Source organism: Corynebacterium belfantii (assembly GCF_041898185.1).
Classification (GTDB): Bacteria; Actinomycetota; Actinomycetes; order Mycobacteriales; family Mycobacteriaceae; genus Corynebacterium; species Corynebacterium belfantii.
This window is the reverse complement of sequence record NZ_CP157823.1, coordinates 2,715,702-2,735,591: the sequence shown is the minus strand read 5'-3', so window position 1 is coordinate 2,735,591 and position 19,890 is coordinate 2,715,702. Positions and strand designations below refer to the sequence as shown.

The window sequence follows — 19,890 nt, the reverse complement described above, 5'->3', positions numbered from 1 at the left end:
CCGGTGGCGCTGCCCCAGGATCCGGTTGGGTACGTGCTCGAGAAATCGGCGTGGGATGTCTGTCGCGAACGCGACGGAATGTGTCCTCAATGCGAAAAAGAGGATGGATTTAATGAAAAACGTCAGGGTAACCAGATTACGTGAGGCTCCCCTTCAGTGAAAGGATAAACTATGAAATCAGTCGTCGACCGCGCGGCAAGGGGGGCGATCGCGCTGCTGGCCTGCGCCTCTCTCCTCTCCGGGTGTGCATCGCCGTCCCCGACCGTGGCGGATGAACAACGTGTCTTCGCAGACACTGAAGACGGTGCGTACCCGGTAACAATCGAGCATGCGTACGGCTCCACGGAGGTGAGTGCGCAGCCCAAGCGTCTCGTTACCATCGGCTGGAGCGGTGCCGATATCGCGATTCAGCTCGGCACGGTCCCGGTCGCGCAAGGCAACGCGACGGGAATCAAGGGCGACTATTACCCATGGGTCTCCGAAGCCGTCGAGAAGCTCGGCGCGCCTCTGCCTTCCCTTGATCCTTCTCTCGAACGTGGTGAGGTTGACCTCGAGTACGTCCTGAGTCAGCAGCCTGACCTCATCGTGGCCGTAAACTCCGGGATCACCGAGGCTGAATACAAGGCGTTGTCTGACATTGCGCCGACAATCGCCTTCCCTTCAGAGCCTTGGGCGACCACCGTAGACGAGCACATTCGCATGATGGGTGCCGCGCTTGGACGCCCAAGCTATGCAGCAGAAATTGAGAAGCAGACCGAACAGCGCGTTGCCGACGTCGCTAAGGCGCACCCCGAGCTTTCGGGCGTGAGCTTTTTGCACACCTTCCTGCCCTCTGACGACGGCCAGGTCGTCGTTTTCGGCACTGCCGATGCGCGTGTTCAGGTGCTCGAGGCTCTCGGCCTCAAGCCTGTCGACGGCGCCGTTGAGCTGCAGCACAAGGCCGGTGATCCGGCGAGCTTTACCATCAGTATGGAGCAGCTCCTGTCAATGAACCCCGATGTTCTCGTTGTTATCTCTGACGAGGACACCTACCGTGAGGCTGTTCGCGCGAACACTGCATTCGGGAACTGGGCGCCAGTAGCGAACAATCGCGTCGCTTTGATTCAGGATCCGGATGTGGGGCTCGCATTCGCGACCGCGACGCCGCTCGGTATCGATTGGGGGATCGACGCTATCGCCGCCGCCCTCAGCCGCCGCGTCACCGAGGCCCGTGGGGAAGGAGACCCATCGTGACCTCCGACACGATTCAGGAGGCGCCACGTCAGGCCGGACTGCGCCGCGCGCTGGCTCCACTCGTCGTTCTAGCTCTGGCGCTCTCTTTGACGGCGTGCGGATCATCGGCTGACGACCGCCCGGCCTCAGGACAGCAGCCGGGCGGCTTCCCGATATCCGTAACGCATGCGCACGGCGAGACGGTTATCCCGTCAACCCCAGAACGTGTGGTCGTCCTCGGGGGCAGCGCCGAAGACGCGGTCGCCGCGCTGGGCGTCGTCCCCGTCGCGGTCCCCGAAGAATACGGCACGCCGGACGGCTACACCGATTGGTTCCGAGAGCATGTGACTGTCGAACTCGGTGCCGAACTGCCGCCGGTTCTCTCCCCAGGAAAGGACGGTGTCTACGACCCAGAGGAGATCCTCAGTTACGCCCCAGACCTGATTTTCGCGCCATACTCCGGGATCACCGAAGCCGAATATCAGCAGCTCAGTGACATCGCCCCGACGATCGCCTATGCGCGCACACCGTGGACTTACGGCTCGTGGTCGGACATCGTCGAACTCGCAGGCACTGCGCTGGGACGCTCCGATCAGGCTGCGGAACTGATCTCTCGAACACAGGTAGCGGTCGATTCAGCGCGCGATGCGCACGCTCAGCTCGAGGGGAGGAGCTTCATCTTCGGCGAGTGGCTGGAAGACGGCTCCTCGGACCTTGCCGTCTACTCGCCCGATGACCCCCGTCCTACGCTGCTCCGTGAGTTCGGTATGACCGACGACCCGTCCGTTGCTCAGGAAGTCGGCTCATTCGGAGAGGACTACTACGGCTCCGTCAGCCTCGAGAGACTGGATGCGCTCACGACTGACGTTTTCATCGGATGGTCGAACTCCCGAGAGAAGATCGCGCAGACTCTCGCCCACCCGCTGATGTCGCGGTGGGCTCCGATTGCCGAGGGCCGGTACTACTACTTGGAAGACCCAGAGCTTCTGATAGCAGTCACCACTCCCTCCGTGTTGAGTGTCCCCTGGGCCATTCAGCACGGATTCCTGGATGACATCACATCCGCGCTCGAGGCCGATGCGATGGTACGCACCGGCGGCGAATAGCGGTCACGCTGAGCAGTGAACTCTGCCGTCTGTCGGCATGTGGATGGTGGAGAGGTTGTCATCGCGAATGGATGGAAGCATACGGCGTGATGTGGCTCACGATGATGTTTCGCAGTCGCCGCAGCCCCCGCTCCAGCTGGCGGGTCCTGGGGCGGCCGATACAGACCCGCAGGCCGGATTCCGTGGCGGACGTATCGGTGAGGATCGTCCCGGGTGGCGTGACGATGAGGCCTTCCCAGGCAGCGGTACGCGCCGCTTCCTCGGCGTGATGCAGCGGCATAGGAAGCCACAGGTGGAAGCCGCCCGACGGGGACGACGGGTAGGAGATCACCAAGTGCGGACGCTGCGATCGCGAGATGCGTCTGAGCTTCGGCGCGCAGCGCGGTCGCAATGTTCCCCGCAGTACCGTCCTGAATCCACCGCGTGACGAGCTCCGCCATGAGTGGACTCACCGCCAGGGTTGTGGCCTGGAGGATCACGTCGGCCCGCGCGTGCTGCCGCTCCGGAGGCACCAGCGCGCCGACGCGCAGGCCGGGACTGAGGCTCTTGGAGAAGCCGTTGACGTACCAGGTCCGTTCCGGCGCGAGCGTCGCCAACAGAGTCGTTGCTCGCGACGCTGTACCCGACGCTGACCGCTAGCCTCGGCTGACAGTGACAAGGAGAGTCACGTCGCGTCCGTGACCGTCAAACTGCCCGCTGACGGACGGGCTGGGCTCCGACGCTCAGCCGTCAGCAGACCCACTGTCTACCCATGCCGCTCCGGGTTGAGTCCGGCACTTAATCCACCAAGCTTGAGCACCAAGACAGCGTATCTTTCGTCGAACACGCGAACCCAAAAGCTGCGCCAAGACCGGTGTCGACGGCGCTTGAAAACTGCGCAGTTGCGGCGCTTGAAAAGTGAGCACTCTTCGACGATTGGAGTGTGATCACCATGGAGGACTGGGCGCTGATCAGGAGGCTGGACGCCGAGGGCGTGCCGAAGGCCGTGATCGCCCGGAGGTTGGGCATCGCGAGGAACACGGTCATCAAGGCCGTGACCTCAGATGCGCCGCCGAAGTACGAGCGCAAAGCGAGGCCGACATCGTTCACCCCGTACGAGGCGCGCGTGCGACTGTTGCTTTCTCAGACGCCGGACATGCCGGCGACGGTCCCGGCAGAGCGAGTTGGGTGGACCGGCTCGATCCGCTGGTTCCGTGACAACGTGAAGCTGATCCGGTCCGAGCACCGGCCTATCGATCCCGCCGACCGGTTGACCTGGTCGGCCGGTGATGCCGCCCAATGTGATCTGTGGTTCCCGCCGCGCAAGATCGCTCTGGAAGACGGCTCGCGCACGCTGCTGCCGGTGCTGGTCATGACGTGCGGGCACTCCCGTTTCATGCTCGGCATGATGATCCCGACACGAAAGACCCCGACCTGCTTGTGGCGATGTGGTCGCTGCTGAACGAGTTGGGTCGGGTGCCACGTCGGCTGATCTGGGACAACGAACCCGGCATCGGCCGGCGCAAGTTGACCGAGCCGGTCGCCGGGTTCGCCGGGACGCTGGCCACCAAGGTGGTACTGCTGCCGCCGCGGGACCCGGAGTCCAAGGGTATCGTGGAGCGACGAAACCGCTTCTTCGAGACCTCCTTCATGCCCGGTCGGCACTTCGCCTCGCCGGCGGACTTCAACACCCAGTTCGCCGACTGGCTCAGCACCGCCAACAACCGGGTCGTGCGCACGATCAAGGCACGTCCGATCGATCTGCTCGCGGCGGACACCGAGGCGATGCTGCCGCTACCGCCGGCGGTGCTGCATCTGGGTTGGCGCAATCACGTCCGCCTGGGCCGAGACTACTACGTCCGTATCGACACCTGTGACTACTCCATCGATCCCCGGGCGATCGGCGCCCGAGTGGACGTGGCCGCCGACCTGGGCACCGTCAGAGTGCGTCACGCAGGCAGGCTGGTGGCGGAACACCAGCGTAGCTGGGCCCGCGGGATGACTGTGACCGACCCTGCCCATGTCACCATCGCCGCCGCCCTACGACACGATTTCGAGCACCCCGCCCCACCGGAAGGCGATGACGTCGGCATGGTGCGCGACCTGGCCGACTACGACCGCGCCTTCGGACTCGAGGGGCAGGTGAACCAGTGATGGCCGGCAAGAACGCCGTCGTCGGCAACGACACGCTCAAGCAGATCACCCACCTGACCGCTGCGCTCAAAGCGCCCCGGATCACCGAGTCCGCGGCCAGACTGGCCAGGGCGATGATCTGGTCGGCTTTGGTGTAGTACCAGTCCACGCGGCTGAGCGCGTGGACTGGGATCTTCTCTGCCCCGACCTCCTCGGCGAGCTCGTCGAGGACGCTGAATGGGATCTCGGCGGCAGCCTGGATGTCACCGTGCGCCACCACGTCGGCGGGGATCTGAAGGTGGCTGGTGATCAGCTCTCTGGTGGCATCCATCGCGTGTCCTCCTTGCCTGTGTGGGGTGTGGGTTAGATCTGGGTCAGGGCCCAGTCGATGGCGTGTCCGGCGTCTTCGAAAAGGTGGTCGGCCTCGGCGATGAGCTCCAGGGCGCATTCGCTGCGGCCGCGTGCGTCGGGGCCGAAGCCGTCGATCGGGGCTTCGGTGAGGCGGTAGACTTGGGCGCTGTTGCCGTATCCGTCTTTCTTCGTCCAGGTCGCGAAGGTGGCCAGCGTGTAGTCGCCGTGTGCGAGGATCGCCCCGTAGGAGTCGACGCGCATCTGCAGGGCTTCGGTGGTGAGCTTCTCGGTGGTGTTCTTTTGTCATGTACATACTGTGAGACTTTTTGATGTGGCTGGTCTGGGATCGGCTGGCAGGATTAGACCGTAGCTCTGGTGGTGTGACTCGTGTATATACCGGCGCAGAGATATTGATCTCCCTGTAAGGGGAGCAAAGTTTCTGGTGCTTTTTGGCTGATATGTCCGCTGCGAGGGTCGTGGTCTGACCCGGCCGGTATGTATTGGCTTGATTAGAAGCATGTCCGCCAGTTTTCGGTGGCGTGACTCGTCACAGTATTGCCAGCAAACCAAGTCCTAGACACGACTCTAAGAACACGATGCCGGATCAGACCTCAAGGTAAGAAACAAACCAACGTTTCAACAACCGAGGAGGTTGAATCCATATGGCAATTGTCGCACACCTCTACCGTTTCATCGTAGGCGTCGATACGCACGCCAAAAACCATGTGTTATCGATCCTAGAGTGCGCCACAGGTGCTGAAATCGTCTGCCAGACGTTCGCCAATACTTCTCAAGGACACGTCCGCGCGCAAGCATGGATCACCAAACACACAAGAGCTGATTTACGTGAGGTTTTAGTATCTATGGAAGGCACAGCCTCCTATGGCACTAGGTTCCGTGTTGCTTTAGAGCAGGCAGGTTACCGCGTGGTTGAAGCCCCACGCCTGTTAGTAAGGGGTCGTAAGAAACTCGCTAAAAACGATGTAATTGATGCCTTTCAGATCGCCGCTAGGACTCTTGGTAAAGATGAAACCGAGCTGACTATCCCAAAACAAGGAGATTATCGTGAGGCTCTGCGTATCCTGGTTGCTGCTAGGAAACAGCTCACACGTGCCACGACCGTTAACATCAACTCGTTGACAGCTCTGACCCGCTGTACAGACCTTGGCATTGATGCCAGACGAGCACTGTCGGTAAAACAGGTCCACCAAATCGCCGCACTTGAGGAACAACCCGGTGACGCTATCGACGTACTCGTTGCCAAACAAGAAGCAAAACGCCTAGCCAAAACCATCATTGACGCTCGAACACAACTGGCAGAAAACCAAAACCAGTTAGCAATGATCGTTCAGCTGGTGACGCCAGCGCTACTGGAAATGCCAGGAGTAGGCCCTGTCACCGCCGCGCAAATGATTATCTCTTATTCCCACGTGGGCAGGATCAAAAGCGAAGCGGCTTTCGCTGCCCTAGCAGGGACAAGCCCAATACCAGCATCGTCAGGAAACAAGGTACGCTACCGGCTCAACAGAGGCGGAGACCGAGCACTCAATAACGCTCTACATACCGTGGCTCTCGTACGCCTAAGAAACGATGACCAGACCCGCGCCTACATGAAAAAACGACTAGCCGAAGGAAAAACCAAACGCGAGACTATTCGGCTGATAAAACGTTACCTCGCACGCAAAATCTACCGGCTCCTCACCAAAGAACTAACCCGCACACAAGTCACTCTCGCAGCTTGACAAATATAGAAGCGTCAGCCAAAGTAATGCGCGCCCCGGAGCTGGAAAGCCCAACCATCATCGTGATTAACGACCGCACGGAACTCGACGGCCAGCTCTACAGCACCTTCCTTGCCAGCACCCTGTTGCCGGAAAAGCCCCGCCAGATTGAAGACCGTGATGACCTGCGCACCGCATTGGCCACACGCACCTCGGGTGGCATCTACTTCACCACCTTGCAGAAGTTCGGCCTGACCGCGGACGAGCGTAATGCCTACGCCAAGCACCCGGTGCTGTCGCAGCGACACAACATCATTGTCATTGCTGATGAAGCCCACAGGTCGCACTACGGCTTCGGGGCAAACCGTGACGGATATGCCGCACACTTGCGCTCAGCGCTGCCTAACGCGGCCATGATTGCCTTCACCGGCACGCCGATTTCTGAATTGGACCGCGACACTAGGAACGTATTCGGCGATGACATTGACGTGTATGACCTGCAGCGCGCAGTCGACGACGGCGCGACGGTGCCCGTTTACTTCGAGCCACGGCTAATCCCGCTGGCCAGAGTGCAAGGCATCACCGATGAGTACATCGACGCCACCGCCGATGAGGCACTCGAAGGCCTCAGCGAGTCCGAGCGCGCCCGAATCCAGCGCACCACTGCTGCTCTCGAAGCCATGTATGGTGCCGACGATCGCTTGGACACGCTTGTCGACGACCTACTGTTGCGGTGGGAAGACCGTAAGACCGTCATGCAGGACTTCATCGGATGCCCAGGCAAAGCCATGATCGTCACATCTACTCGTAGTATCGCAATGAAGATTTACGACAAGATCATCGCGAAGCACCCCGATTGGCATAGCGATGCTGACGATAAGGGCAAGATCAAAGTTGTGTACTCTGCGAATCCCTCGGACACCGCGGAGATCAAGAAGCATATGCGTCGGCCGAGCGCTATTAAGGCTGTCAAAGAACGCGTGAAGAATCCAGACGACGAGCTGGAAATCATCATCGTGAAAGACATGATGCTCACCGGCTTCGACGCGCCACCGCTGCACACGTTGTTCATTGACCGACCATTGCGCGGTGCATTGCTCATGCAGACTCTCGCGCGCGTGAACCGCACCTTCCGAGGCAAGCAAGATGGTCTGCTCATCGCATACGCGCCCCTGACCGATAACCTGAAGGAAGCGCTCGATGAGTTCACCGTCGACGCAGAGAAATCCGGTGAGAAGGTCATCGGCCAGCATGCCACAGAGACGCTAACCATCGCGCAGCAGTTCCTGGGGCAAATCCACGAACTGGTGACGGTAGATTGGCACACAAAACTGCAAAGCGGTGACGTGCGCGGGGCACTGGCAACGGTGGTGGGATTCTTACGTTCGCCGCAGACACTAGGGAACACTGACCCAGAAGACCCAATGGCGCGACCGGTGGCGAAGAAGTTCCGAGAACTTTCTAGCGCGCTTGCGCGATCCTGGGCGATTGCCGTGACCGCTGACGGCGCTGATGAGATCCGATCGGAAGTCGAGTTCTACCTTGAGGCGCGCCAGTGGCTGATCAAGATAGAAGCGGCGGACAGAGCAAGTCGCGGTGAACCGATTTCCGATACCGCGCGACGTATCTTAGGCCAGCTCGTCGTCGATGCTGCTGAAAGCCGTGAGGTGTTGGACATCTACGCGGAAATTGGACAGGATGTGCCCAACCTGCAGGAGCTTGCTAGCCAAGGTTTCAGCGAAAAGAACGTCAAGTCCAACATTGAAATTGCGATCGAGGCGCTGAGAGCGAAGCTCCAACAGGGGGTACGTGACGCGACCGGAAATAACGAACTGCGCAGCCAACTATTTTCGGAGCGTATCCGAGAGGTGATGACGCGATACACCAACCAGCAGCTCACTGCTGCTGAAGTGATCGCGGAGCTAGTGGCGCTGTCTAAGGACGTGGTTGAGGAATCACGCCGTGGTGAGAAGTTCGCTCCCGCGTTGAGCAATGATGAGCTGACGTTCTTCGATGTGGTGTCGCAGAACGAATCTGCCGTCGATGTGCTCGGTGATTCCGTGCTTGCCGACATCGCCCGTGACTTGGTTGCCACCATGCGTCGTGACACCCGCACCGACTGGACCGTCCGCGACGACGTCAAAGCCAAGCTACGCCGCACCATCAAGTTGCTGCTGCGCAAGTACGGGTATCCACCAGACCGACAAAAAGAAGCCACCCAGTTGGTTTACGAACAGATGGAAAAGTTCGCGCCAAGGTATGCGGGTGGGGAGTGTTAATTCAATGAAATTGAACATATTCAAAATCAATGATGACAACCTCGTGCCATTAATAAATAAACTCAAAGATGTGGGACTTCAACTCGAGAATGTACAGGAGACAAATGGATGGGAACTCCAGTTCTACTTTTCAGAAGAACCAACAGGGGCTGAGCCTGGTTGGCTCTTGCCATTAAAATTTCTCCTGCCAGACAACACCTTTGAGGCGCGCTCGTATTTCGCGGCCGTTTGCGCAAAGAGTGATAATCACATCTTTATCATCTCATATGGAAAGTCACACTTTTACATTCGGCCATTCTGTGACCACAACTTCGGTATTGAAGTGGCGAAACGAATAATCGATGCTTCTAGTGTTGCTTCAACATCTGAAAAATTCTTCCAGAGTAAACAGAAAAAGGGAATAAAGAATTTTAACTCAAACGCTGAGCTCAACGTTGCACCTGGAAATTCTGTTGATTATGTCCAGGGTTCCATCAGGGAGCAGTTTGTAGAGCAGCTTGGGAAGGTGGGGAAATTTGGTCAATCATGCCAGATAAGCGTTGAAATAGACTACTTCCAAATTCCTGAGGTTCTTGATTGTCTAATCAATGTGCTTGAAAGTGACCCGATAGTCCCGATACCAAGAACTGAAATCATTGAAGATGAGCAAACTATTTCGAGGCTTGAAAAGCAACTATACTCGGCCGTGCGAGGTGGGAGTAAATCGGAGCTAGTATCGGTGTCTGCATATACGCTATCTGGCGTGGGTTTTGTATTTTCTCCAGATGATCAATATCAAATCTGCTTGCGAAGAACTAAGTCTCCCCTGTACGACGATTTGGAGATCGAAAGGATAAGGGGCTTTATTGTCGGGAACAAGATTGCCGATATGGATTTGCCGAATGTTAAGATTCGGGTGTTCAGTGATGGAATACAGAAGATAACAAAGAATTTGATCGACTTTCTAGAATTCACCCCTGACGATGAACGAATTGTATTGACGGAAGGAAGATGGCGCGAGTTTAATCAAGACTATCTAAATATGCTCGATTTCCATGTAGACCGGATTCCTGTTGTTCCGTGTGAAAATGAATTCAGCGTTATTCCGTGCGATCTAATCGAAAAGGAATTCAATATTCGTGCTGAGAAATTAGGCTACATAAATGGGGACCGGGACTTCTCCAATTTAAAAACAAAAGGGAAAGCTCCAACGGAAGCATGGGATCTCCGGAAAGGGAATGTGCTGTTCGCTGTTAAATTTGGATCAGCTTCCAAACTTGGTTATGTGGTCGATCAGTCCATGAGTGTGATTGATCTTTTAAGAAACGGTGCATCAACTAACTATTCCGATAAGATTGAGAAATATTGTCTTTGGTTGGGTTTCGAGCGTCAGACACCGGTTAGTAGAATTTCGGAAGTCAAGTCGATCATTCTTAAGCAAAAGATCGAGGCATGGGCGCGGCATTGTCGGGATGCAGGAGTTTCTCCACAATTGAAGCTTTGCCGAAAGGAGCCAAAACCTAAAGGGACGTAGGGGGCGACCTTAATCCACCACGAAACCCGCCGAGCGCCAATTCATTGTTAGAATAGGGGGTCCCTATTCTAACAATTCCCAAGTGGTGGTGTGTCGTGACTCTGAGCTTGCCGAACATGGAAAACCGTCGTGAGCAACTTATTGCTCAAGTTGAGTCCATCTTGGCCTCGGCTGCCGACGGGCGAGTGCAGAAAACCAAAGAGACACAGTCGGTTGACTTCAAGGAAGAGGCCGGCCGTCGCAATGGTCCGCAGATTGAGCCCGGCAAGCCGGAGAATCCTGAGGCTGCCGATAAGTTGGCGGACGAAGTCGCCTGCATGGCAAACACACCCGGCGGTGGCGCGTTGATCGTGGGAATCGAGGACAAGACGGGTCGGATTATTGGCACTGAGCTAGACATCGATTGGCTGCGTCAAGGTATCTTCACCCGAATTGATGTGGCGCCTGATGTCGTCGCAAAGCGTGTACTCGGCCAGCGGGTCCTCGCCATCTATGTGGCTGCCGCCGCGGAACCAGTAGAAGACACTTCGGATCGACTGCGGTGGCGGGTTGGTGACTCCTGCCGGCCTGTTGACCGAGCGGAATGGTGGGAATACCAGCGAGCTCAAGCCGGATTTGACCCAATGGCGCAAGTCACCACCGCTACGCTGGGCGACGCCCGCCCTGCTGCGCTTACCTTGGCCCGAAAATGGGATCCCGCATTCGCAGAGCTCACCGATGAAGAACTCCTGCGTGGGATCGGCGCGCTGGATGCCGAAGGATTCCTGTCGCAGGCCGGAAAGCTGCTTTTCACATCCCTCGACCGCACTGCGATCGAGCTCAGCATTTTTGATGTGCACGGCGGCCAAGTGCTGAACACAGTGGTGCCGGAACCGGAGAAGTCTTGCCTAGAACAGCTGGATTATCTGGAACAGGCGCTGAATGTAGTGAATAAGAACAACACCGTGGTGGAAGGCTTCGTCCACAAACCAGTACCTGAGATTCCGCGCCTGGCGGTTCGTGAAGCCATGCTCAACGCTATGATTCACCGCGACTGGAATCGAAGCGAGCCAATTGATGTGCGCTGGATTGAACTCGATAGCACGTTGATCGTCCGCAGTCCTGGTGGCTTCCCTGCTGCAATCACCAGCGAAAACGTGCTGAGCAACCGTGCTGCTCGCTATCCCGCCCTCGCCGACCTGTATCGTGCGCTGGGGTTGGTGGACAAGCAAGGCGTTGGCGTGGATCGCATGTATCAAGCCATGATCGCACTTGGTCACCGCCCACCAACGATCGAGGAAATCGCAGGGCCGTTTGTAGAAACGACCCTAGTAGGTGGCCGTCCGGTGCTGCCGGTGTTGGAATTGGTTTCGTCGATAGTTCCGGAAGCGCGCCAAGACGATTATCGGATCGCGATTGTCCTTTACCTTCTGTTTCAGAGACCGTTCATAACGATTGACATAGTTGCGCGCGGTCTGCAATCAGGTAAAGAAGCGTCACGAAATGCGTTGGAAGCGGCGCGTCAAACTACGGTTGCTGGAGAACCCTTGATTATCGTGCACGATGGCGTGTGGCTGCTCGGCAATGCTTGTCGCGAGATTTTGCGTAAGGTCGAGCCTTCACCGTTTTCTCCAGTTCGATATCTGTCCACAGACCAAGCTGAACTAACCAACGCGGCGATGCTGTGGCTGAGTGAAGTTGGGGACCTGGCTACCAGTGACTTGATGGCGATGTGTGGAGTTTCTCGGGGAACCGCCAAAGCATGTGTTGATGGATTAGTGGACGAGGAGCGAGTTATCGCTGTGGGTGGTGGCCGGTCGCGGCGCTACAGACGGGTGGACTAAGCCGCCTGCTATTCCACCAAGGATTCCACAATTGCGGGATTCATTGTTAGATTAGACCCCCTCTATTCTGACAATCGGCAGGTCACGCCAATAAAAGCCTCAGGGGAAAATAACAGTGCAACTCTAAAGTCTCACTGTTACACTCAAGAGTATGAATTGGACTCTGGACAGTTTGACTGAGCAGCTAGCTGAGCTTCGGCGTTTGCATCGTGACTCCACAGACATCGAAGTTAAGCGTGCTAGTGAATTGCCGGAAAACCTTCCAGAAACAACATGTGCGTTTGCCAATATGCCTAGTGGGGGCACAATTATCCTAGGCGTGGATGAAAACCGTGACTTTGAAGTCGTCGGTGTTGCGGATGCGGCAGCGCTTGAAGAAGCGCTCATTAGTCAGACTCGTAACAGTGTGAAACCGGCCCCTATGATCGAGTGTGAGATTTTCACTCTAGAGGGTAAGCAGGTGCTTGTGGCACAGGTCAATCCAGTGCCGTTGCAAAACCGTCCGGCGCACTATCGAGGTGTTGCCTACCTGCGGCAATCCGATGGAGACTACGAAATGAACGATGCTGATCTCGCACTCGTTGAGATCCAGAAGCTGTCTCATTCTGAGAACTTCCAGTTCGATGTAGTCCCAGTCTTGAACTCTTCAATCCGAGGCTTAGACTCTGTTCGGGTAAAGAGTTTCCTCGAGGCTGCGCGCGCGGGAAGCCGCATCTTGTCCAAGAAAATTGATGACCAAGAACTGCTTGAAACTCTCAATATCGTGACGGTAAAGGGCGAACTCACGCTGGCCGGAATCTACGCCCTGGGCGAGTATCCGCAGGGTAAGGCTCCACAGCTGCGTATTACAGCTGCAGTGCAATTGCCGCGCGAAGGCAGCAGTGTGCGTACTAGGAATATGCAGGACTTTGAAGGCCCTCTTCCTGACCTGCTCGAATCTGCACTGACGTGGGTAAAACAGAATGCGCCGACGCGGAATGTTTACGACTCCAGTGGAAACATGCGCAAGGAGAGCGTCTACCCGTTGCCTGCCGTCCGCGAGCTGATCGCAAATGCCTTGGTGCACCGCGATCTAAGCCCCAATTCTGATGGAAAATGGGTGGAGATTAGGCTTTGCGACGATCGCCTCATCATCTCTAATCCGGGTGGACTTCGGGGAGTCTCAGTCAAACAGTTGGAGAGTGCAACTCTTTCCAAGAACGCAGTAAATCCCCGCCTTTATGACATTGCTAAACGAGTTCGCACCGAAGCCGACTACAGTGTCATCGAAGGCGAAGGCGCTGGTATCCAAGAAGTATTGAGACAAACTCGTCAGGCACTGTTGGCAAAACCTCAACTCATTGATACTGGTGTGCAGTTCACTGCGATTCTCTATGGTGCCTCAGTTTTCAGCGAAGCAGAGTTGGAGTGGCTGCGCAGTATTGGAGGAGATGGCCTTACCGCCGTCGAAAAGCACCTGCTAGTGGGACTACGAAAAGGGGAAAGCTGGCATTTGTCCAGGATCCTCAATGAGTTTTCGCCCATAACCGTGGCCGAGGCGGAAAAACTCATGCATGGTTTGAAGAAGCGTGGCTTCATTGAGAGTGATAATAAGACTTTCACTCTAGGAGCACACAGTGAGAATCAAGTGCCCCGTGTGGAAAAAGAGGAAACAACTCTGGCAAAGATCACCAAGAATGCGCCAACAATAGCCCGCGCATTAGAGCTCAAGTCACAACAGAGCTTTGAAGAACTGCTGCGCACCACAGGTTTGAGCCAAGGACAGCTGAGATTTGCGCTCGATAAACTGCAAGCTGTCGGGCTAGTTGTGCGCGAAGGAGGCTGGGGCGTTCACGGAACCACCTACCACTGGAGTGTGCAAACCTAACGGAGGAAAACCTGCGGATTGCTGCTGCTGAGAACCACGGTTGGATGCTAGTGGCACAACGGCCAGTAGTGGTACGCGGGTGTCGCCGATCCTGACGACACGTTGACTCAGCTTCTTCCTGGCTCATAGCCGCAGGCGTTGCGACGCCCACTTGTACCCCTTACCAGCCGCATCACATCGTCGATGGTGTCGGAGGTTACGGGGCCTACCCATTTCATGTCTGGTTGCACGCACATGACTGGTGCTCGGTTGCAGGGATAGAGGCATGCGGAGCGTGTGACCAGCACGTGGGTGTCGAGGAGGTCAGCAGCATCAAGTGCGTCATGCAGTTCGCGCAGGGCTTCGTCGGCACCCTTAGCTAGGCAGCGCACCCCCTGGCAGACGATGATGTGCTTGGCTACCGGTGGGGGATTTTGCCATGCGGGGTTGGTCAGGGTTTCGGGGTTTGTGCAGGTAATACGCCGGCACTCAGAAACATCAGAAACCTCTGGCACATCCGAACCCACTCCTGTGATGTAGAGTTCGCCACCCCAGTTGGTGGTGTGCAGCCACCAGCGCGCTACCCGCTTTACCCAGGAGACACCCACGCTGTGGTCGTGGGTGCAGGGGATCAAGATGATGCGGTTGCTGTGCGCGCAGGCTGACAGCACGGTGGTGAGGCCACGGTTGGGGTCGCCTCCTTGGAGGTGGGCTATGTGTGCGTCGAGGCTGTTGGCGTGGGGTGCCCAGTCGATGGTGGCGTCGGCCCACGACATGCTGACAAGGATGCGACTAGTGGTCAAAGTGCCAGGTCACCCGCCTGCGGTCGGTGTTGCTCACGGAGACTGTCACATTGAAAACGTCGCGGATGAGCTCTTCGGTCAACGTGGAGTCAATGTCCCCGTGGGCGATCACGCGTCCATCTGCCACCACCACAACATAGTCGCAGAAGGCAGCCACCAGATCAAGATCGTGCATGACGGCGGTAGCGCAGATGTCAAGAGATTGCACGAGCTCAAGGAACGCAATCTGGTGCGCGATGTCGAGGTGGTTGATGGGTTCGTCGAGAAGCAAAAGGGAAGGCTGCTGTGCCAGTGCGCGGGCGAGTTGGACGCGTTGGCGTTCGCCGCCGGAGAGCGTGAGCCAGCGGCGGTCGGCAAGAGTATCCACGCTCACCCGCTGCATCACCGACTCCACAATCGTGCGATCATCAGCTGCCTGGCCAAACGACCACGAATTACGAAACGGAATCCGGCCCAGCTCCACCACATCGCGAACCGACAAATCAAGCTGCGTTGTCGGCTGCTGTTCCATAAGCGCAATCTGTTGCGCCCGCTCCCGCGCCGGGATCGAACCCAACACACGGCCTTGGAACGTCACCTCGCCTGCCGACGGCCGCACAATGCCCGCAGCCATACGCAGCAACGACGTCTTACCAGCACCATTCGGGCCAATGATCGCCGTGAGCCCGCGACTCGGCAACTCCAACGATGTGGGGTGAACAATGCGGTCGCCACCATCAGTGACCCACTCAGCGTTACTAAAAGAAATCATGACTGCGCCGCCTGACGCCGAAGCAAATAAATCAGCAACGGGGCACCCACCACAGCAGTGACCACACCAATAGGAATCTCAGTATTTTCCCGCAGTGTGCGCGCCAACGTATCAGCACCCACCATCAAAAACGCGCCAGTAAGCGCACTAAGTGGCAACAATGTGGCATGACGCGGCCCTACGATCAGGCGCACCACATGCGGAACCGTCAAACCCACAAAGCCAATCGGTCCAGCAATGGCCACCGTGCATGCGGTAATCAACGAGGTGGCAATAAGCAACATCCACCGCGCACGATTGACGTTAATGCCTAGGGTAGCGGCGGCGTCTTCACCAAAAGAGAACGCATCGAGGACTCTCGACGCCCCCAGCATCACCACCAACGCAACCACAGTCACCGCTGCTAACAACGCCACATGTGGCCAGCGAATACCCGCCAACGAACCCAACGTCCACGACAACACCGTATTAGCAGTGCCACGCTCACCGAACATCAAAATCGCCAACGACGTATAAGCGCCACACAGCTGCGCAACGGCCACACCAGCCAAAATCGTGCGCCCAGGGGGCAAATAGCCCGACTTGCCTCGGGCTAACACCAGCACAATCACAGTCGCCGCAATCGCACCCACAAACGTCGCCGTCGGAATCGCCGCATACAACGCCACCGCAGGAAGCGACACGCCAAACACAATGACTGTCACCGCACCCACCGAAGCACCCGAAGAAATACCCAGCAAATACGGATCCGCCAACTCATTGCTCGTCAACGCCTGAAGCACTACCCCACAAATCGCCAAACAACAACCCACAGCAAGGGCACCCAGCACACGCGGCAACCGCAGCTGCCACACCACCTGGTCCTCAAAAACAGTGACGGAGGAGCCGTCGATAAGCCCAAGCCTGCGGCCAATCACCGACAACGACTGCTCCACCGGAATCGACGCCGCCCCCACATGCAACGCCACCAGCGCCAACGCCACCGTCAGCACACACAAAGCCACACCGAGCACAACCGCACGGCTCTTACGCTGCACCAACATAAAACTAGTTCAACTCAGCCAACTGATCAGCCAGATTCTCAGCACCATTAATCAACGACAAACCAGGCGTCGACTCCGAGAACTTCACCTTCAAAAACGCATCATTTTTCACCGCGCGCAACTGGCTCAACACCGGATCATTCTTCATATAATCAATCTTCTTCGCAGCGGTATCCCACGTAGGGTCAGCCACCACAATGAAATCCGGATCCGCCTCAATCACAGACTCCCACGACAAATGAGCCCAGTTGCCCTTCTCGGACTCAAAAATATTCTTGCCGCCCAGCGCATTAATAACCATCTGCGGGCCGCCCTCACCAGCACCGATGTACGGATCCTTATCGCCGGAGTCGTACCACACGAACTTCTTGCCCTTCGCAGGAGCCTTCTTCTCAAGAGCTGCAAAACGGTCCTTCTGCTCCTGAACTACCTTCTGGCCACGCTCGGTGATGTCAAAGATCTTGGCAACAGTCATCGCCTCTTCCCACACCGGATCCATGCTGGCACCACTAGGCTGATCCTTCTTCTCAGGGCAGCCATAAGGAATAATGCGCGTATTCACGCCACTTGCCTTCAACTGCTCACGGCTACCCAAATTCTTCTCTGTAAACGCAGAACCATAAGCAGAGTAAGCAAAATCAGGATCTACCTCGAAGAACTTCTCCTTGGAAGGGTAGCCCTGGTCGGAAAGCACAGGGACCTTGTCAAAAGCTTTTTGCAGCGATGGGGTGACGTGATCGTCTAGGTAAGCGGTGCCCACCATCTTGTCTTCTAGGCCTAGTCCCAGCATCATCTCGGTTGCCCCTTGGTTGGTGGTCACAGCGTGTTGCGGCACAGCGGTGAAGGTGGTTTCTACGCCACAGTTGGTCACGGTCACTGGCTGGTAGTCGCCGGAAGTCTCTGTCGATTTGTTCGACTCCGGTGCGCCGACGCAGCCCGATAGCAGTCCTACAGTGGCAAGCGCTGCCAAGCTGGCAAACCCACACTTTTTCATTATTAATCCCAATCATGAGAAACGAACGACGGAAAGCTGGATTTGCGCGACAGCATCGCTGCTAGGTGGCATGCCAGCAAACAATTAAGTTAGCACGGTCGAACCTTATATGGGGATGAGTTTCGTTTTCATCGTGCCGACAGCTTCGAGTGAGTAGTTCGTGCCAAAACTTTTTGGGGCCCGCAGCATTTCCGCAGGTCGGAGATATAAGAAAATCTTTAATTTGGCACGAACTACTCACTGGTCGGTACGGAACCTTCACTCGTGCACCCCGGGGGTAGGAGCTGCGCTGCCGCGGTCGCTGTTTTGCAGCCAATGTTGTTAGATTTTTAAGCGACAAACGGTGATCTATAAGGGATATGAAGTGCGCACGATCAGTTTCTTCAACAACAAGGGCGGCGTAGGCAAAACCACGCTATCTACTAACGTGGCCCATTACTTTGCACTGTAGGGAAAACGGGTTTTGCATGTGGATTGCGATCCGAAGTGCAATGCCACCCAGCTGATGCTCACGGAGGAGCAAACGGAAAGTATCTACCTCGATGGCCTGAATGATGAGGTGGCGGAGCGGAACTCGCTGGCTAAAACGGTGTATTCGATTTTTGTTCCGCTGCGTGAGAGGGGAGTCGCAGATCGCGGCTGAGATTACTCCGATGCGCTCGGAGCGGTTTGGTGTTGATGTGCTGCCTGGGCATCCGGCGTTGTCGCAGATCGAGGATCTGATGAGTGACTCGTGGCAGTCGGCATTAGGCCGGCAAACCGGCCCCTTTAACCGCACTGTTTTGCGGCTCTTCGTAATTGAGGGTGTGGATCAGTGATTCCAGGACACGGCGTGGCGCTGTCCGGATAGACGCCGAGGTCTTCCGATGATGGAAGTTCTAGCACACTCCATCCGAAAGACCTCGACGTGTCCAAGCCTACTTTCTCATCTCCTGACCTCACAACATTCTGCCGACTCGACTCCCTCGACCTTACTTGCATTGGCCAGCACATCACCGGGCACAAAGCCATTTTGGAATGCCAGCCCAACACTGCCGATGACTGGTGGTGACGGTGTGGCGGACACGGGATCGTCCGCGATACCGTCGGCCGCTGCCTCGCCTACGAACCCTTCGGCCACCGGCCCACCACGCTTCACATTCGCCTCCGCCGGTACAAATGCGTCGAATGCGGCCGCGTATGGCGTCAAAACACCACTGCTGTGGCGCCACCACGAGCGAAGATCTCGCGAACCGGCCTCGACTGGGCGCTGTGTGCCCTTGTCATCGACCACGACACCGTGTCCGTGATCGCATACAAACTCGCCGTGTCCTGGCACACCGCGAACTCCGCGATCCTCGCGCAGGGACATCGACTGCTGACCGCGTCGACCCGGCCCGGTTCGAGTCGGTCAGCGTCATTGGTGTCGACGAACACGTCTGGCGGCACACCAGGGGCGGTGACAAGTACGTCACCGTCATCATCGACCTGACTCCCCATCAGCCAGGAAACAGGCCGGCACGCCTGCTCGACATGGTGCCCGGACGGTCGAAACAGGTGTTCAAACAATGGTTGAACACCCGAACGAAAGACTAGCGTGATGGCATCGACGTCGTCGCGATGGACGGATTCTCCGGCTTCAAAACAGCCTCCGTTGAGGAACTGCCCGAGGCTGTCGAAGTCATGGACCCGTTCCACGTCGTCAAACTCGCCGGTGATACCCCTCGACGAGGTACGCCGCCGCATTCAGCAGGAGACCACCGGGCATCGCGGACGAGCGACAGACCCGTTGTATCGGGCGCGTAGGACTTTGCACACCGGTGCTGATCTGCTCACGGCCAAGCAGCAGGAGAGGGGATCGTAGGCCTGTTCGCCAACGCCAACTTCACCGCCGTCGAAGTCACCTGGGCCGTCTATCAAGACATTGTGAGCGCCTACCGAACCAACGACGGCAACGAGGGCAAGAAGCTCTTACAATCAGTCATCGACGATCTGACAACGAATCTGCCGACAGGACTGGTCGAACTCAAGCGGTTAGGACGGACTCTGAAGCGTCGAGCTGCTGATGTCCTGGCGTTTTCACCCGACCGGGAACATCGAACGGGCCTACCGAAGCGATCAATGGCAGGCTCGAACACCTACGGGGCTTAGCACTGGGATACCGCAACCTCACGCACTACATTGCGAGATGTCTGCTCGAGTCCGGCGGCTTCAGACCGGTTCTACACCCTCAATTACGATGAGCCAGAATTCAGCACCGTCACAGTCCGGTCACCCCAATGGATAGCGCACCGCAATGTGCTATGGACGCGTTAACTAACGCTCGGCTTCGCAGAACATTTCAAACTAGGGCTGCC

16 protein-coding genes and 3 pseudogenes are annotated in these 19,890 nt (G+C 57.1%); 14 read left to right on the top strand and 5 right to left on the bottom strand.

Annotated features, from left to right (window positions below):
- Positions 1-171 precede the first annotated feature (171 nt).
- The 6 genes and pseudogenes from ABMV07_RS13495 to ABMV07_RS13470 all read left to right on the top strand — a co-directional run bounded on the left by ABMV07_RS13495 (position 172) and on the right by ABMV07_RS13470 (position 4,797).
- Positions 172-1,233: an ABC transporter substrate-binding protein gene (locus ABMV07_RS13495; protein WP_374064719.1), complete on the top strand. Its 1,062-nt coding sequence runs from the start codon at positions 172-174 to the stop codon at positions 1,231-1,233.
- Positions 1,230-2,318 carry an ABC transporter substrate-binding protein gene (locus tag ABMV07_RS13490; RefSeq protein ID WP_374064718.1) on the top strand — a complete coding sequence of 363 codons (1,089 nt, stop codon included), beginning with the start codon at positions 1,230-1,232 and terminating at the stop codon, positions 2,316-2,318. The genes ABMV07_RS13495 and ABMV07_RS13490 overlap by 4 nt, the downstream gene beginning before the upstream one ends.
- Positions 2,319-2,385: 67 nt before the next feature.
- Positions 2,386-2,745 carry a hypothetical protein gene (locus ABMV07_RS13485; protein WP_197688663.1) on the top strand — a complete coding sequence of 120 codons (360 nt, stop codon included), beginning with the start codon at positions 2,386-2,388 and terminating at the stop codon, positions 2,743-2,745.
- A 495-nt stretch (positions 2,746-3,240) separates the two neighbouring features.
- Positions 3,241-4,451: pseudogene (gene istA, locus ABMV07_RS13480) on the top strand (IS21 family transposase).
- Entirely contained in the window at positions 4,451-4,588 is a 138-nt protein-coding gene (locus tag ABMV07_RS13475) for a hypothetical protein (protein WP_196977084.1), read from the top strand. Before istA ends, ABMV07_RS13475 begins: the two are co-directional and overlap by 1 nt.
- Before the next feature lie 23 nt (positions 4,589-4,611).
- Positions 4,612-4,797 (top strand): hypothetical protein, encoded by a 186-nt coding sequence (locus ABMV07_RS13470; RefSeq protein WP_197690993.1) that lies wholly within the window; start codon positions 4,612-4,614, stop codon positions 4,795-4,797.
- Here ABMV07_RS13470 and ABMV07_RS13465 read toward each other — a convergent pair.
- Complete coding sequence (locus ABMV07_RS13465) at positions 4,794-5,042, bottom strand: hypothetical protein (protein ID WP_196977085.1); 249 nt, start codon at positions 5,040-5,042, stop codon at positions 4,794-4,796. The two genes, ABMV07_RS13470 and ABMV07_RS13465, sit on opposite strands and share 4 nt — an antisense overlap.
- Positions 5,043-5,443: 401 nt before the next feature.
- Between ABMV07_RS13465 and ABMV07_RS13460 the strand changes: the two genes are divergently transcribed.
- The 5 genes and pseudogenes from ABMV07_RS13460 to ABMV07_RS13440 all read left to right on the top strand — a co-directional run bounded on the left by ABMV07_RS13460 (position 5,444) and on the right by ABMV07_RS13440 (position 13,984).
- Positions 5,444-6,523, top strand: a complete 1,080-nt coding sequence (locus ABMV07_RS13460) for an IS110 family transposase (protein WP_197690125.1) — start codon at positions 5,444-5,446, stop codon at positions 6,521-6,523.
- A gap of 14 nt (positions 6,524-6,537) precedes the next feature.
- A pseudogene (locus ABMV07_RS13455) lies at positions 6,538-8,781 on the top strand (type I restriction endonuclease subunit R); the annotation flags it as partial.
- A gap of 4 nt (positions 8,782-8,785) precedes the next feature.
- Positions 8,786-10,294 (top strand): DUF6119 family protein, encoded by a 1,509-nt coding sequence (locus ABMV07_RS13450; RefSeq protein ID WP_197690124.1) that lies wholly within the window; start codon positions 8,786-8,788, stop codon positions 10,292-10,294.
- A gap of 95 nt (positions 10,295-10,389) precedes the next feature.
- Positions 10,390-12,117, top strand: coding sequence for a DUF5635 domain-containing protein (locus ABMV07_RS13445; protein WP_197690123.1), 1,728 nt, complete (start codon positions 10,390-10,392; stop codon positions 12,115-12,117).
- A gap of 151 nt (positions 12,118-12,268) precedes the next feature.
- Positions 12,269-13,984, top strand: a complete 1,716-nt coding sequence (locus ABMV07_RS13440) for an RNA-binding domain-containing protein (RefSeq protein WP_197690122.1) — start codon at positions 12,269-12,271, stop codon at positions 13,982-13,984.
- A 107-nt stretch (positions 13,985-14,091) separates the two neighbouring features.
- Here ABMV07_RS13440 and ABMV07_RS13435 read toward each other — a convergent pair whose 3' ends face one another.
- From ABMV07_RS13435 to ABMV07_RS13420, 4 genes are read right to left on the bottom strand one after another with little or no spacing between them, the layout of a single operon-like run.
- Positions 14,092-14,739 (bottom strand): (2Fe-2S) ferredoxin domain-containing protein, encoded by a 648-nt coding sequence (locus ABMV07_RS13435; RefSeq protein ID WP_374064717.1) that lies wholly within the window; start codon positions 14,737-14,739, stop codon positions 14,092-14,094.
- Positions 14,740-14,755: 16 nt separating this feature from the next.
- The gene (locus ABMV07_RS13430; RefSeq protein WP_197690120.1) at positions 14,756-15,517 is read right to left on the bottom strand and encodes an ABC transporter ATP-binding protein; all 762 of its coding nucleotides are present in this window, start codon (positions 15,515-15,517) and stop codon (positions 14,756-14,758) included.
- Positions 15,514-16,560: a FecCD family ABC transporter permease gene (locus ABMV07_RS13425; protein WP_088266172.1), complete on the bottom strand. Its 1,047-nt coding sequence runs from the start codon at positions 16,558-16,560 to the stop codon at positions 15,514-15,516. Before ABMV07_RS13425 ends, ABMV07_RS13430 begins: the two co-directional genes overlap by 4 nt.
- A gap of 4 nt (positions 16,561-16,564) precedes the next feature.
- Entirely contained in the window at positions 16,565-17,554 is a 990-nt protein-coding gene (locus tag ABMV07_RS13420) for an ABC transporter substrate-binding protein (protein ID WP_088266171.1), read from the bottom strand.
- Between the two features lie 343 nt (positions 17,555-17,897).
- On the opposite strand from ABMV07_RS13420, the gene ABMV07_RS13415 reads away from it, so the two are divergent.
- The 3 genes and pseudogenes from ABMV07_RS13415 (at position 17,898) to ABMV07_RS13405 (ending at position 19,776) form a co-directional block, all read left to right on the top strand.
- Positions 17,898-18,005 carry an AAA family ATPase gene (locus tag ABMV07_RS13415; protein WP_374064715.1) on the top strand — a complete coding sequence of 36 codons (108 nt, stop codon included), beginning with the start codon at positions 17,898-17,900 and terminating at the stop codon, positions 18,003-18,005.
- A 163-nt stretch (positions 18,006-18,168) separates the two neighbouring features.
- Entirely contained in the window at positions 18,169-18,372 is a 204-nt protein-coding gene (locus ABMV07_RS13410; protein ID WP_374064714.1) for a hypothetical protein, read from the top strand.
- Between the two features lie 89 nt (positions 18,373-18,461).
- A pseudogene (locus ABMV07_RS13405) lies at positions 18,462-19,776 on the top strand (ISL3 family transposase).
- Positions 19,777-19,890: the final 114 nt, after the last annotated feature.